The organism is Streptomyces sp. NPDC024687, assembly GCF_055559055.1.
Map to the genome: position 1 here is coordinate 14547 of NZ_JBVHLJ010000019.1, position 12968 is coordinate 27514.

The following is a 12968-nucleotide window of genomic DNA, read 5'->3' on the forward strand; positions in this document are numbered from 1 at the left end:
CTTACCCGGACACCTACTTCGACTTTCCTATCGCGTAGAGAACGCCGATGGCCCCGGGGCCTTCAGCCCCGGGGCCATCGACCTGACGGGTCACTCCTCACACGAAGGCGCTCTGGCCGGTGATCGACTTGCCCACGATCAGGGTGTTCATCTCGCGGGTGCCCTCGAAGGAGTAGATCGCCTCGGCGTCGGCGAAGAACCGGGGGATGTCGTGGTCCAGGAGGATGCCGTTGCCGCCGAAGATCTCCCGGCTCCAGCCGACGACCTCCCGCATCCGCGAGGTGACGAACGCCTTGGCCAGGGAGGAGTGTTCGTCGCGGAAGATGCCGGCGTCCTGCAACCGGGCGAGCTGGACCAGCAAGCCCCAGGACGCGGTGATGTTGCCGAGGCTCTTGACCAGGAGGTCCTGCACGAGCTGGAAGCCGCCGATGGGGCGGCCGAACTGCTGCCGTTCCCGGGCGTAGCCGAGGGCCAGTTCGTAGGCGCCGGTCATGACACCGAGCGCCTGCCAGGCCACCCCGGCGCGGGTCGCGCGCAGGATCTCGGCGACGTCGCGGAAGGCATTGATGTTCTGCAGGCGGTTGGCCTCCGGGACGCGGACGTCGGTCAGGGTGATCTCGGCGTTCTCGACGATGCGGAAGGCGAGCTTGTTCCGGATCTTCACCGGGTCGAAGCCGGGTGTGCCCTTCTCGACGAGGAAGCCCTTGACGTGGTTGTCGTCCTCGTCCCGCGCCCACACCACGACGTAGTCGGCGAAGGTGGCGTTGCCGATCCACTTCTTGGCACCGTTCAGGACCCAGGTGTCGCCCTCGCGCCGGGCGGTGGTGCGCATGCCGCCCGCGACGTCGGAGCCGCCGAGGGGCTCGGTCATCGCGAACGCGCCGATCTTGTCCATCGCGGCCATCGCCGGCAGCCAGCGGTCGCGCTGCTCCTGGTCGCCGCCGGAGTGGACGGAGTACATGGCCAGCCCGTTGTGGACGCCGAAGAAGGTGGCGACCGAGGCGTCGGTACGGCTCATCTCCATGGCGAGCATGCCGGTCAGGAGGTTGCTCGCGGCGGGCTTGTGCTCGCCGTAGCCCTCGTAGGGCAGTCCGGCGAGGCCGCTGTCGCGGAACAGGCCGATGAGCTCCTTGGGGAACTCGCCCCTGGCCCAGTTGTCGTTCACGAGCGGCTTGACCTGGTCGCGCATGAGGGAGCGGGCACTGAGCAGGATCTTGCGCTCCTCGTCCGGGAGCAGCGACTCGTAGTGGTAGAAGTCGGCGGTCAGTTCGTCGGCGACGGGGCCGGGGGTGGTGGGCTGCGTGGTGGTGGTCATCTCAGTTCTCCTCCTTCGAGGCGGTCGTCCCGGCGCTGTCCAGCGCGTCAAGGACGGCCAGTTGCTTGCGGTCGCGCGTCTCGGCGAGTTCCGGGTACGTGGCGTAGCCGTAGGCCTTCTCCACGGCTTCGATGAGCCGTTCCCGCTGGTCTGGGGTCTGCGTGGGGCGGCCGAGGCTGTCCCCCATGTCCTGCATGGAGGCGCCGATGTGTTCCATGAGGTGCCGGTAGCCGCCTGGGCCGCCGCCCAAATGCGAGCCGAGGAACGGGCCGACCGTGGCCCAGCGCAGGCCCAGGGAGTTGGTCACGACCTTGTCGAGGTCCTCGGGAGTCACCACGCCCTGCTCGACGAGATACACCGCCTCGCGGCTGAGCGCGTTCTGCAGGCGGTTGCCGACGAAGCCGGGGATCTCCTTGCGCTCGACGACCGGGGTCCGCCCGACCGAGGCGTAGAAATCCGACGCGGCCTGTACGGCGTCCTCGCCGGTGCGTTCGCCGGGGACGACCTCGACCAGCGGGACCAGGTGCGGCGGGTTGAACGGGTGGCCGATCAGGACGCGCGCGGCGTCCTCGTCCGCCAGCTCGCCCGTGAACGCGGTCGCTGGGATCGCGGACGAGGAACTGAGCAGCAGCGCATGGGCAGGTGCCTCACGGGCCAGCACGGCGAACAGGTCCTTCTTGAACTCGACACGCTCCGGACCGTTCTCCTGTACGACGTCCACGTCCCGGACCGCGTCGGTCACGTCGGCCGCGATGTGCACCCGGTCGGCGAGGCCGGTCACGTCCAGGCCGCGGGCGGCCAGGTGCGGGGCGTACTGCGCCAGGGAGTCGGCGACGGTCTCCGCGAGGTCCTCGCGCGGGTCGCTCACGCGGACGGTCAGGCCGTACGCCGCGAACAGCGCCGTCCAGGACAGTCCGATGGTTCCGGCGCCGATGACGGCGGTCGTACGGAAGGGGCGGGTCATGAGGATGCGCCTCCCTCGAGGTAGTCGTGGACCGGCTCGACGCCCGACAGCGTCAGGTCGGTGAGGATGTGGCCGGCGGAGACGACCTCCAGCACCGGCAGGTCCGCCAGCGGGGCGAGCACGTGCTGGAAGAGCTGGAGCCGGGCCGGGCCGGTCCAGGCGCCCTTGACGGTGAGGTCGGTGATGCGGGTGCGGACCAGTTCCTGCACGCGCGGCAGGCCGTCGTAGCCGGGGATCGTCTTGAGCATGAAGGTCGGTACGGCGATCTGCGCTTCGGCCTCGCGCCGGTCCAGCTCGTGGTGCTTGTAGCCCATGGTGGCGGTGGCGACCCGCAGCGTGCCGTAGTCGAGGGTGCCGACGACCGCGCCGGAGTCGACGTACAGCGACGGGGAGCCGATGACCTTCGGGTAGGCGGCGACCTCGCGGCCGGAGGCGGTGGCCGGGAAGTTGTCGAGGTACATGGCGTGCAGGTACTCGCCCTGCTCGCCCTCGAAGCTGACGGGGATCGCCTGCCCTGCCTCGGTGTAGGGGCCGTAGCCGCTGACGTCGCCCATCTTCATGATCTCGAAGCGGACCAACGGCTCGTCGATGCGCAGCGGTTCGGGGACGACGGCCCGCAGTGCGTCGGGGTCGGTGCGGTAGACGATGTTGAGGTACTCGCGGTCGGTGAACCGGGGGACCATGGGCGCGAACGCCGGGCTGGTGAGCGGGGTCGTCAGGTGCTGTCGTACCTCCTGTGCACGCATGGCCGTCACCGCCCCGTCCAGCGCGGGGCGCGGCGCTCGGCGAAGGCGGTCATGCCCTCGCGTACGTCGTCCGAGGCCATCAGGGTCTTCATCTGCGTGCGCTGGAAGGCGAACGCCTCGGTGTCGGGGGCGCCGTCGGCGGCACGGACCACACGCTTGACGGCCGCGAGGGCCAACGGGGCGTTCTCCGCGAGGCGTTCGGCCAGCCGGAGGGCCTCCGCGACGGTCTGCCCCTGCGCGGTGACGCGGTTGGCCAGGCCCAGGTCGCCGGCGCGGCGGCCGTCGATCGGCTCACCGGTCAGCAGCAACTCCATCGCGAGGTGGTGCGGGATGCGCTTGGGCAGGCGGATCACTCCGCCGCCCGCGGCGATCAGACCGCGCTTGACCTCGGGCAGGCCGAACCGGGCGTCCTCGGCCGTGACGATCAGATCGCAGGCCAGGGCCAGTTCGAAGCCGCCGCCCATGGCGAAACCCTCCACGGCGGCGATCAGCGGCTTGGTGGGCTCGGCCTCGGTCAGGCCGCCGAACCCGCGGCCCTCGACCTCGGGTGACTCGCCGCGCAGCGCGGCCTTGAGGTCCATGCCGGCGCTGAACGTACCGCCCTCGCCGGTCAGGACGCCGGCCCGCAGGGTGGGGTCGGCCTCCAGTGCGTCGAGTGCGTCGGCCAGGGCGGAGGCGACCGCGGCGTTCACGGCGTTGCGGGCCTCGGGACGGTCGAGGGTGATCAGCAGGGTGGAGTCGATGCGTTCGGTGCGGACGACGGTGGGTGTGGGGGTGCTCATGCTGGTTCTCCTGTGGCGGCTGGCGGCTGGCGGTCAGCGGGTGGCGGCGTCGAGTTCGGCGAGGACGTCCTCGGTGTCCTGGCCCGCGACCGGCGCGAGTCGGCGGATGGAGCCGGGGGTGGCGGAGAACCGCACCGGGATGCCGATGGTGCGGACCGTGCCCTCGGTCGGGTGCTCGACGCTGTCCAGCAGATGGCCGTCGCGGACGTACGAGTCCTCGTGGGCGCGGTCCAGTTCCAGCACCGGGGCCATCGGGATGCTGTGCTTGGCGCACACCTCCGCCCACTCCCCGGTGGTCAGCGCCGGGGCGCAGGTCTCCAGGAGAGCGGCCAGGTCCTCGTGGTCGGCGCTGTCGATGGCCTCCCCGTTGACGCGCGGGTCCTCGGCGAGGTCCGGGCGCCCGGCGGCGGTGAGGAAGTCCCGGTAGTTCTGCGGGTTGTACGGCATGACGCAGGCCAGGCCGTCCTTGGTGCGCACCGCCTTGTGGCCCTTGAGCATCGACAGCGGAAAGCCGGTGGGGCCCGTCTCGGGCACGTGGGTGTGACCCGCCAGGTGCTCGACCAGGTTGAACGCGATCAGCGTGTCCGTCATCGGGATCTCGACCTGCTGGCCCCGGCCGGTGCGGTCGCGGTGCAGCAGGGCGGCGAGGACGCTGTAGGCGATGGTCAGCGAGGAGACCTTGTCGCCGATGATGGTCGGCAGGTAGACGGGCTCGCCGAGCGCCCGGTCGGCGATGTCGACGAGGCCGGAGGCGGCCTGCACGGTCTCGTCGTACGCGGCGTTGCCGGCCCGGTCGGAGTCGCTGCGGAACCCTTGGGCGTGCGCGTAGACCAGGCGGGGGTTGCGGGCGGCGATGTCGTCGTAGGACAGGCCCAGGCGGTGCAGCGCGCCGGGACGCATGTTGGTGATCAGCACGTCCGCGGTGTCGATCAGCTCGAGCGCCCGCTCGCGGTCGGTGTCGTCCTTGAGGTTGAGGGACACGCTGCGCTTGTTGCGGTTGACGTTGAGGTTCAGCGGGGTCATGCCCGGCGTGGTGCGGTAGTGGCCGACGCGGACCGTGTCGGCGGGCGACTCGATCTTGATCACGTCGGCGCCGAGGTCCCCGAGGATCTGGGCGGCGTAGGGCCCCATCACCACGGTCGACAGGTCGATCACGCGGATGCCCTCCAGGGGCCCGGTGGCGGTGACGGTGTCTGCGAGGTCCGTCATGGCTTTCCTTCACTCCTTCTTCCGTGGTTTCCGTGTAACTGGAAACTAAGCTACAGCGAAAGGTGTCGGAGAAGAAAGCTCAGGGAATGACCGAATAAGGAAAGGCGGTATGACCGCAGTGGTCATGCCGCCTTTTGTGAAGGTTTCCCGGTGATTATGAGTCGAGCGGTTCGGTGAACACCTCGCGGGCTGCCGCCACGACTTCTTCCAGGTCACCGCCCTTGGCTCGGTCCTTGCGCCAGATCAGCCCGGTCTCCAGCCGGGGATGGAAATCAGAGAACGGGAGAATGGTGACATTGTCCAGGTGGTAATTCTGGACGGGGCTTCTGGGGTCCAGCATGGAAATGGAGAAGGCGAGCCCGCTGGACACTATCTCGGAAATTCCTTCGAATGCGGCACTGTTGATTTCGATGCGTTTCTTGATGCCGAGTTCGGACAGCTGCTGGTCGAGTCCGCGGAAGTAGGCGTTGGTGACGGCCGCCGGGGAGACGACGTAGGCGAGATCGGCCAGTTCCGTCAGGGCGACGGACTCGCGCCCGGCGAACCGGTCCTTGGGGACGACCGCACCGAGCCGTTCCGACATCACCGGCAGCAGCTCCAGCGCGGGATCGCCACCTGCGGGGAGGCGGGCCAGGGTCAACGCGAGTCTGCCGTCGCAGACGGCGTCGACGAGCCGGTCCGTGCCACCCGGCCAGCGCTTGATCTCGAACCGGTCGCGGACCCGCTCGGCCAGGGCGTCCATCCGCTCCCGCAGATCCGGATGGATGCCGCTGGGCACACCCAGCAGCAGGGTCGCCCGCCGAGGCCGGGCCGTCTCGTCGAGGCGCCACTGGATGGAGTCCACCTGCTCCAGCACGCCCCGCGCGATCGGCAGCAGGACGTTGCCGGCCTGAGTGAGCGTCACATGGTGGGTGTCGCGGTCGAACAGCCGGTGTCCGAGTTCGTTCTCGAGATCCTTGATCCGTCTGCTCAGCGGGGAGGCCGCCATGTGCAGTTTGCGGGCCGCCACGGAGAAGTTCAGTTCCTGGGCGACAGCGACGAAGTAACGCAGATGCAGGAGTTCCACGGTGCCCACGGTAAAGGGCCGACCGGTGGCTGTGATCAAGGCCTTGGGCGAGCCGGGAGTGAGGTCGGAGGCTTGGGTGGGGTGGCCGAGGTCGCCAGGGCGTGGTCAGAACCAGTGCAGGCAGTGCGGGGGGCGGTCGGCACGGAAGAGGGCGTCAGCGACGGTGGCCGCGTCCGGGCGGTGGGCCCGGATGTGTCCGGCGCGCACGAGCGTGCTGGGGGCGGTGCCGCCGAGGTAGACCGAGCCCAGGTCCCTCACGTCCAGGGACAGGTCGGGCTCCCGGTCCGTCGGGACGCACTCGGCCTTGCCGTCCCGGACGGTCAGCAGATAGCGGCCGTGCTCGCCGAGGAAGGGATCCTCGACGTCGAGGACGAGCTCGCCGTCCGTGAACCAGCCGCGCGCGGTCAGCGCACGCGGGACGTCCAGCAGCCGTACCCAGAGCCAGTCCATGTCGCCGCCCAACTCGCCGGCACGGTAGTCCGCGAGCTGCAGGCGCAGCGGATGCTGGGGCGGGACGTGGTGGAACACGACCTGGGAGACCAGGTCGTGGCCGAGCACGAACCGGGCCAGGGCCGTGAAGACGGCGTCGTCGCCGGTGATGGTCTCGTCGACGGCCAAGGACCCGGACTCGTCGATGGAGTAGCTGGCGTACCCGTCCGGTACACCGTCTGCGTCACGGTGAACGGCGACGTAACGTTGCGCCGGCGAGATCGGCGGCTGCCCCGCGCGCAGGGCCCACCAGCGGTGCGGCCGGGACAGCGCACCGGGCTGGGCGCGGCGGTACCGGTCGTAGACGTCTTCCAGGATCTCGCCGCACTCGGCACGACGCAGCACCTCGACCGAGCCGTTGTCCGCACCGGTCGCCGATGCGTCGGCCGTTCCGCGTGCCCGGGGGAGAGCGAGGGCGGCCCGGTGGCGCTGCACGGTGAGCCGCTGCGTGTAGGTCGCCGGTCCGTAGCCGAACCTGCCGTAGATCGTGGCCTCGGAGGCCAGCAGCACGGAGAGGAACTCCCCGTCGGCCCGCAGCTCGGCGAGCTGATGCCGCATCATCGCGCTGAGCACGCCCTGGCGTCGGTGGGAGGGCAGGACGCCGACGGCGGTCACCCCGGGGGCCGGGACGAGGGTTTCACCGGGCAGGGTGAGCTCGAAGGGGTACGTGGCCGCGGTGCCGACGGGCCGCCCGTCCGGCGTCAGCGCGAGCAGACAGCGGTCCATCTCGAGCGCCGACCACCAGAGCCCGCCGCCTTCGACCGGGGTTTCCGGGAAGCGTCCGAACGCGGCGTGGACCGTGTCGACGAAGACGTCGAGATCCTTGTCGGTCGTGGGACGTATCTCCATCGCTGCACTGCCTCCTCGGAGTACCGGCACCACGACTGGTGGCGGCTGGCCACAGTGCATCGTCGACTCGTGTCCAGGTCAAACGAATTACGCCTCAACTCGCGGCCGGTCACGGCTCAGTTGGCGTGCAACTGGACACGGCCCGGGGCCCCGAGCCGTCACAAAGGCTCCTACCGCCCAGCTCCTCGTACCTGCTCCAGGTTCGACCGGTGAGGGACGTAGAGCCAGTCCGCATGCGGTCCCAGACGCGCGTCGACCGGTTCCTCCCCACGCCGGAGCGCGTCGATATAGGCACGATCCGCGGCGAGGCGAGCCGCCACCTGGGGACCCTCGGCAACGGCGCCATGGCCGGGGACCAGGACATCGACGCGCCCGGCGGCCTCATCCAGCCGGTCGAGGGCCGCCTCGTAGGCGTTCACCTGATCGTCCTGGCGGATGTCGAGGAGCGGGATCAGGACGTCGGAGAGCATGTCGCCGGCGATCAGGACGCCACGGTCGGCGAGGAGGATCGCGGCGTGGCCGACGGCGTGCGCCTGATGCTCGATGATCTCACCCGGCACAGGTCCGCCGTCCCCGGGCAGCGGGGTGAGGAGCCCGATCAGCTCGAGGGGGACGCCGGACGCGCTCTCCGCCGCCATCGCCTGGGCCCGCTCGCGGGCCACACCGGCCAGGTGGACAGCGGCGGGGGTGGCGTAACGCGGCACGTCGCCGAATCGGTGATGCCAGAGCAGGTGGTCCCAGTGCGGGTGGGTGCAGAACCCTGCGATCACGGGGATACCGAGTTGCTCCACGGCATCGGCGAGCTGGTCCAGCTCGGAGCCGTTGATGCCGGGATCGACGATGATCAGCCCGTCGTCTCCGCGCACTACGACGGAGTTGCTCCAGACCCATTCGCTCTGCCGGACCCAGACGCCGTCGGCCACCTCGGTCAGCTTGTCCATCTCCACTCCCCTTCCCATCGGTCGGTCACAGTGCTGAGACTGTGATCCGCGGCCGAACTCATCGCAGGTGCCGGGGTGAGGCGTGGTGATTTTTGTAGACCGGTGGGCTGCGGCGCACGCAGGCCCTGCCCGCTCACGTGTCCCGTGTCGTCTGTCGAGTCGTGTAGGCGGCGGGCGTGAAGCCGGAGCGGTGACGGAAGAAACGGCCGAAGTTTGCGGCGTCGGTGAAGCCGAGGTGGGTGGCGACCGCGTGGGCGGTCCACTGGGCGTGGTCGAGGAGACGGCGGCCTCCGAGTAGTCGCCGTTCGTCGATGACGTCTCGTCCAGGAAGCGTTCGTAGGCGAGGTGGCCTTCGGTGCTGTCTGAGGAGTCGGTTCCGGGAGCGTGGGCGAGGCAGAGCAGCAGGGGCTCCAGCCAGGGCACGTCGTCGGGATGCGGGGTCAGGACGGCGAGGGCGTCGTGCGAGGTGAGCGGAGCCAGGGGGCGGGCGGTGTCGGGCCGGAGCACCTCTGGTTCGAAGAGGGTGAACGGCCCTCGTGCGGTACGGAGATCGTGCCGGCACTGCCCATGCCCGGCACGTACCCACAGCCACTGCCCGGGCGTGACGGCACGGGTGGGTTCCAGAACCAGTCGTCGTGGTGGACGGAGAAGTCCTCGACCGTGGTCACTTCCAGGCCGTACGGCGTGCCGACCGGTGGCCTGGAAGCCGTACAGCGGGACATCGGCCGAGGGCCGCCCCGGCTCCCGTCCCAGTGAGTGTCGTCTGGTGACCATCATGTGTCCGCAGTCCACGGACCGGATGGTCGACCTTGAGGACAGGATCAGGACGGGAGGCCACCCGCGCGAACACACGAATGCACGAACCCACGAATGAAGGAGTTCATCCCCCATGGACGGAACAACGCTGCTCAAGACCGCGGCCGACCACACCGAGGAACTGCCGGGAAGCGGCTTGGAGCATCCCTTCGGCCCGGACTGGGAGGTCTACAAGGTGCGTGGCAAGGTCTTCATGCTGATGACCGAGGTGCCCGGCCGCCCCGTCGTGATCCTCAAGGCGGACCCGGGCGAGGCCAAGGCCCTGCGCGAGGAGAACGGTGACATCACCCCCGGCTATCACATGAACAAGAAGCACTGGATCACGCTGGAGGGCGGGGAGGACATCGACGAGGCACTGCTCAAGGAGCTCGTGACCGAGTCGTACCGCCTCGTGGTCGCCCAGCTCCCCAAGTCCCAGCAGCCCGTGGACCCGCACACGTACGGCCGTAGCGGCTGACCCGACCACCGCGACGAACTCGGCGTCGCCCTCAAGGCGGAGCCGGACTACGGCCCGACCAACGGGCCTCCGTCCTGGGGCGCAGCGAGCCCTGGGGTGCGAACGCTGTCACGGACCGGTCAGGGGGCCGTCTGTTCCTCGGGCAGGTTCAGCGCGTCTGCGACCGAGGACAGGGCGGGGCCCAGCGGGAGGCCGACGCGGGTGTGGGCGAGTTGGTCACCGCGGGTGGGGTCCCGGTTGATGATGAGGACCCGTTTGTCCTCCTGAGCGGCTTGGCGGACGAACCTGAGACCGGACATCACCGTGAGAGACGAGCCCAGAACCAGCAGTGTGCGTGCCGCACGGACCAACTGACGGCAGTGCTCGATCCGTTGCGCGGGCACGGTCTCGCCGAAGAATACCACGTCGGGCTTGAGGATGCCGCCGCAGTCCGCGCAGGGCAGGACGCGGAAGCCGGCGACCTGTTCGTCGGAGAGGTCGGCGTCACCGTCGGGGTTGACTCCCGCGGCCACCGGCTCGAATGCCGTATTGGCCGCTTCCAGCCGTACGGCGAGATCACGGCGCGAGGTGATGGCGTCGCAGGCCAGGCACCGAACCCTCGCCAGGCTTCCGTGCAGTTCCACGACCCCCTCCGCGCCGGCGGCCTGGTGCAGACCGTCGACGTTCTGGGTGATCACACCCGAGAGCAGACCGTGCCGAGCGAACGTGGCGACGGCCTGGTGTCCGGCGTTGGGACGGGCGCGGCCGAAGGTACGCCACCCGAGATGGCTGCGTGCCCAGTATCTTCGCCGTGCGTGCGCGCCGCCGGTGAAGTCCTGGTACGTCATCGGCGTGTGCCGACTCAGGCTCCCGCCGTCGCCCCGGTAGGCGGGGATGCCCGACTCCGTCGAGATGCCCGCCCCGGTGAGCACCAGCACACTGCCGGCGCTCAGCGCGTCCACCACCGGCTCGAGGTCGGTGGTGCCCGGAGGCAGGTCCGGGGGAGGGGTCCAGTGAAGCGTGGGACGGGTCCGCATGCCTGCCAGGGTACGAAACCGGCCCCTGTCAGCCCTCCTGGGCTATGCCGAGTCCTGGTCGAGCAGGTAGCCGATGGCTTCGACGACGTCGTCGACCGTGTGGTGCGGCGTCACCAGTCCGTCGGGCCAGGGGCGGCCGGTGACCCATATGGTGCGCAGTCCCGCATCGTGGCCGCCGGCGATGTCGGTCTCGGGATTGTCGCCGGTCATCCAGTCCCCGGGAGTGAGCTGCGTGCCGCACCGTGCGGCCGCGAGTTCGAAGAGTCGTGGGTCGGGTTTGCGGATGTCGATGTCGCCGGACGCGGCGATTCCGTCGATCAGATCGGAGAGGCCAGTGGCTTGGATCTTGGCCCGCTGGATGTCGCTGGAGCCGTTCGTGGCGACCCCGACGCTCCAGCCTGCCTCCTTGAGACGCTCCAGGCTGTGCAGAACGGCAGGGCGGCAGTGGATGGACGCCGCCATACGGTCGATGTAGACGCGCCACAGATGGTCGGCGCTCTCGCTGACGGGGAAGGCGGCGCGCAGCCGGTCGAAGTCACCGCGCTCGGCGTGGTCGGCCAGCTCGGTCAGCAGCCACCGTTCGACCTCCGGGCCGTAGCCGTGGTCCTGGCTCAGGGAGGCGATGGCATCGGCGAAGGCGCCGGTGCGGTCGACCAAGGTGCCGTCCAGATCGAAGATCGCGAGTCTCACGATGAGGGACCCTACTTGCCGCGGTGAGCGACCGGTACAGGCCTGTCCTGCTCCGGCTGCTGTGGGGTCGGTCGGTCACGGTCCGCGCTGCCGGGAGAGCGAGTAACTCGCGCTACGGGAGGGAACGGCGTAATGCGGCCCGCGTCCCGTTGAGCAGATGGGGCTGATGCGTCACGACACCGTGCGCCCGTAGCGCTCGGGCGGGAGATCGGCTCGTGAAGCCACCCGACACGCGCGCCGGTGCGCCGCGGACTTCTGCCGGTCCCGCACCGGCCGGCGCCACGGCAGCGTCACACGTCCAGCGTGGCAGGGACTCGGTCGCGGGTGTCGGCGGCGGGGGCGATGAAAATGGCCGAGGCGACGAAAACCAGGACCGCGATCATGGCCGTACGCAGCCCGTAGTGGTCGCCCAGGAAGCCGAGGGCCGGCGGGCCGACGAGGAAGGCGATGTAGCCGATGATGGCGACCAGGGAGACGCGGGCGGTCTGGTCGGGCCCCGAGTCTCCGGCCGCGGACAGGGCCACCGGGAAGCCGAGCGAGGCGCCAAGTCCCCAGAAGACAACGGAGGTTGCCGCGACGGCCACGTTGTCGGAGAAGATCACGAGAACGAGGCCGAGGGCACCCGAGAGGGCGCTCGCACGCAGGACGGTGGCACGCCCGAAACGGACGAGGAAGAACGTGCCGCAGAAGCGCCCCAGTGTCATCGCGGCGGCGAACCCGACGAAGACGAGTGAGCCGACGGCCGCGTCCAGGCCGTGGCCGTCCACCATGAGCAGCGGCAGCCAGTCGTTGGCCGCTCCTTCGGCCAGGGCCATGGCCAGCACGATGGCGCCGATGAGGAGCAGTTTGCGGTCCTTCCAGACCTGCGGTCCGGAGCGCTCGGCCTGCCCGTGGGACCGATGCTGGGTGCTGAGACCGACACCCGTCGGCAGCGCGCGTGAGGCGTGGATCAGCATCCCTGCGGCGACGAGTGTGATCACGGCGAGGTGCCATGGGACGGGAATCCCCGCGGCCGTGGCGGTCATCCCGGCCAGGCCGCCGACCACTGTGCCCAGGCTGAAACAACCGTGCAGTGTGGGCAGAACCGGTGTGCCGGTGATGCGCTCGACGTCGGCCCCGTCCACGTTGATCGCCACCTCGCCCGACCCCATGCCTGCGCCGAACAGGAAGAGCCCGGCAGTTACCAGCGCAGCCGACGGAACGGCGCTGCCGACGCCGATGACGATCGTGGCCGAGATGATCAGGGCGGTGGCGAGCACGATCACGGGCCGGGTGCCCAGGCGTTCCACGAAGCGGCCGGAACACAGGATGCCGATCATGGAACCCACGGACAGGCCGAACAGGATCAGCCCCATCTCCGCGGTGGATGCGCCCAATTGGTCCCGTACGTCGGGGGTGCGCGTGACCCAGGAGGACATGGCGATACCCGGGAGGAAGAAAAAGAGGTACAGGGCTCGGCGGCGCCGGCGCACGGCGGGGTCGGTCAACAGGAGGCTCCGCGGGGCTCGGGAGAATGGGCCGGCAGGCGGCGGGCCCCCAACCATCGATTTTGTACAAATGTACATAACTGCTGGGTGCAGGAGAAGGGGAGCCGGGCCGCGCCGGTGACCGGGCTGCAAGGATGCCGC

Annotated in this window: 13 protein-coding genes; 2 read left to right on the top strand and 11 right to left on the bottom strand. The window is 69.8% G+C overall.

Annotated elements, in window-relative coordinates; genetic code table 11:
- Positions 1–97 precede the first annotated feature (97 nt).
- From ACZ39I_RS40590 to ACZ39I_RS40625, 8 genes are all read right to left on the bottom strand, one after another.
- Positions 98–1315: an acyl-CoA dehydrogenase family protein gene (locus ACZ39I_RS40590; protein WP_467250626.1), complete on the bottom strand. Its 1218-nt coding sequence runs from the start codon at positions 1313–1315 to the stop codon at positions 98–100.
- A gap of 1 nt (position 1316) precedes the next feature.
- Positions 1317–2279 carry a 3-hydroxyacyl-CoA dehydrogenase NAD-binding domain-containing protein gene (locus tag ACZ39I_RS40595; protein ID WP_467250628.1) on the bottom strand — a complete coding sequence of 321 codons (963 nt, stop codon included), beginning with the start codon at positions 2277–2279 and terminating at the stop codon, positions 1317–1319.
- Positions 2276–3025 carry an acetoacetate decarboxylase gene (locus ACZ39I_RS40600; protein WP_467250630.1) on the bottom strand — a complete coding sequence of 250 codons (750 nt, stop codon included), beginning with the start codon at positions 3023–3025 and terminating at the stop codon, positions 2276–2278. Before ACZ39I_RS40600 ends, ACZ39I_RS40595 begins: the two co-directional genes overlap by 4 nt.
- 5 nt (positions 3026–3030) lie before the next feature.
- Positions 3031–3807 (bottom strand): crotonase/enoyl-CoA hydratase family protein, encoded by a 777-nt coding sequence (locus ACZ39I_RS40605; RefSeq protein WP_467250632.1) that lies wholly within the window; start codon positions 3805–3807, stop codon positions 3031–3033.
- Between the two features lie 33 nt (positions 3808–3840).
- Positions 3841–5016 (bottom strand): CaiB/BaiF CoA transferase family protein, encoded by a 1176-nt coding sequence (locus ACZ39I_RS40610; protein ID WP_467250633.1) that lies wholly within the window; start codon positions 5014–5016, stop codon positions 3841–3843.
- A gap of 154 nt (positions 5017–5170) precedes the next feature.
- The gene (locus ACZ39I_RS40615; protein WP_467250635.1) at positions 5171–6082 is read right to left on the bottom strand and encodes a LysR family transcriptional regulator; all 912 of its coding nucleotides are present in this window, start codon (positions 6080–6082) and stop codon (positions 5171–5173) included.
- A 105-nt stretch (positions 6083–6187) separates the two neighbouring features.
- The gene (locus ACZ39I_RS40620) at positions 6188–7420 is read right to left on the bottom strand and encodes a GNAT family N-acetyltransferase (protein WP_467250637.1); all 1233 of its coding nucleotides are present in this window, start codon (positions 7418–7420) and stop codon (positions 6188–6190) included.
- Between the two features lie 170 nt (positions 7421–7590).
- Entirely contained in the window at positions 7591–8361 is a 771-nt protein-coding gene (locus ACZ39I_RS40625) for an MBL fold metallo-hydrolase (protein WP_467250639.1), read from the bottom strand.
- A gap of 384 nt (positions 8362–8745) precedes the next feature.
- Here ACZ39I_RS40625 and ACZ39I_RS40630 point away from each other — a divergent pair, with 384 nt between their 5' ends.
- Together ACZ39I_RS40630 and ACZ39I_RS40635 are read left to right on the top strand one after the other, a co-directional pair.
- Positions 8746–9117: a hypothetical protein gene (locus tag ACZ39I_RS40630; RefSeq protein ID WP_467250641.1), complete on the top strand. Its 372-nt coding sequence runs from the start codon at positions 8746–8748 to the stop codon at positions 9115–9117.
- 133 nt (positions 9118–9250) lie between these two features.
- Positions 9251–9634: an MmcQ/YjbR family DNA-binding protein gene (locus tag ACZ39I_RS40635; protein WP_467250643.1), complete on the top strand. Its 384-nt coding sequence runs from the start codon at positions 9251–9253 to the stop codon at positions 9632–9634.
- Between the two features lie 119 nt (positions 9635–9753).
- On the opposite strand, the gene ACZ39I_RS40640 is transcribed toward ACZ39I_RS40635, so the two are convergent.
- From ACZ39I_RS40640 to ACZ39I_RS40650, 3 genes are all read right to left on the bottom strand, one after another.
- Positions 9754–10650, bottom strand: a complete 897-nt coding sequence (locus ACZ39I_RS40640; RefSeq protein ID WP_467250645.1) for an NAD-dependent protein deacetylase — start codon at positions 10648–10650, stop codon at positions 9754–9756.
- A 42-nt stretch (positions 10651–10692) separates the two neighbouring features.
- A complete protein-coding gene (locus ACZ39I_RS40645) occupies positions 10693–11340 on the bottom strand; it encodes an HAD family hydrolase (protein ID WP_467250647.1) in 648 nt (215 codons plus the stop codon).
- Between the two features lie 290 nt (positions 11341–11630).
- Positions 11631–12827 (bottom strand): MFS transporter, encoded by a 1197-nt coding sequence (locus ACZ39I_RS40650; RefSeq protein ID WP_467250649.1) that lies wholly within the window; start codon positions 12825–12827, stop codon positions 11631–11633.
- Positions 12828–12968: the final 141 nt, after the last annotated feature.

Bases quoted from the DNA above. Each gene is read 5' to 3' on its own strand.
- ACZ39I_RS40625 (WP_467250639.1), bottom strand. From the start codon at position 8,361: ATGGACAAGCTGACCGAGGTGGCCGACGGCGTCTGGGTCCGGCAGAGC.
- ACZ39I_RS40640 (WP_467250645.1), bottom strand. From the start codon at position 10,650: ATGCGGACCCGTCCCACGCTTCACTGGACCCCTCCCCCGGACCTGCCT.
- ACZ39I_RS40595 (WP_467250628.1), bottom strand. From the start codon at position 2,279: ATGACCCGCCCCTTCCGTACGACCGCCGTCATCGGCGCCGGAACCATC.
- ACZ39I_RS40635 (WP_467250643.1), top strand. From the start codon at position 9,251: ATGGACGGAACAACGCTGCTCAAGACCGCGGCCGACCACACCGAGGAA.
- ACZ39I_RS40600 (WP_467250630.1), bottom strand. From the start codon at position 3,025: ATGCGTGCACAGGAGGTACGACAGCACCTGACGACCCCGCTCACCAGC.
- ACZ39I_RS40590 (WP_467250626.1), bottom strand. From the start codon at position 1,315: ATGACCACCACCACGCAGCCCACCACCCCCGGCCCCGTCGCCGACGAA.
- ACZ39I_RS40605 (WP_467250632.1), bottom strand. From the start codon at position 3,807: ATGAGCACCCCCACACCCACCGTCGTCCGCACCGAACGCATCGACTCC.
- ACZ39I_RS40610 (WP_467250633.1), bottom strand. From the start codon at position 5,016: ATGACGGACCTCGCAGACACCGTCACCGCCACCGGGCCCCTGGAGGGC.
- ACZ39I_RS40620 (WP_467250637.1), bottom strand. From the start codon at position 7,420: ATGGAGATACGTCCCACGACCGACAAGGATCTCGACGTCTTCGTCGAC.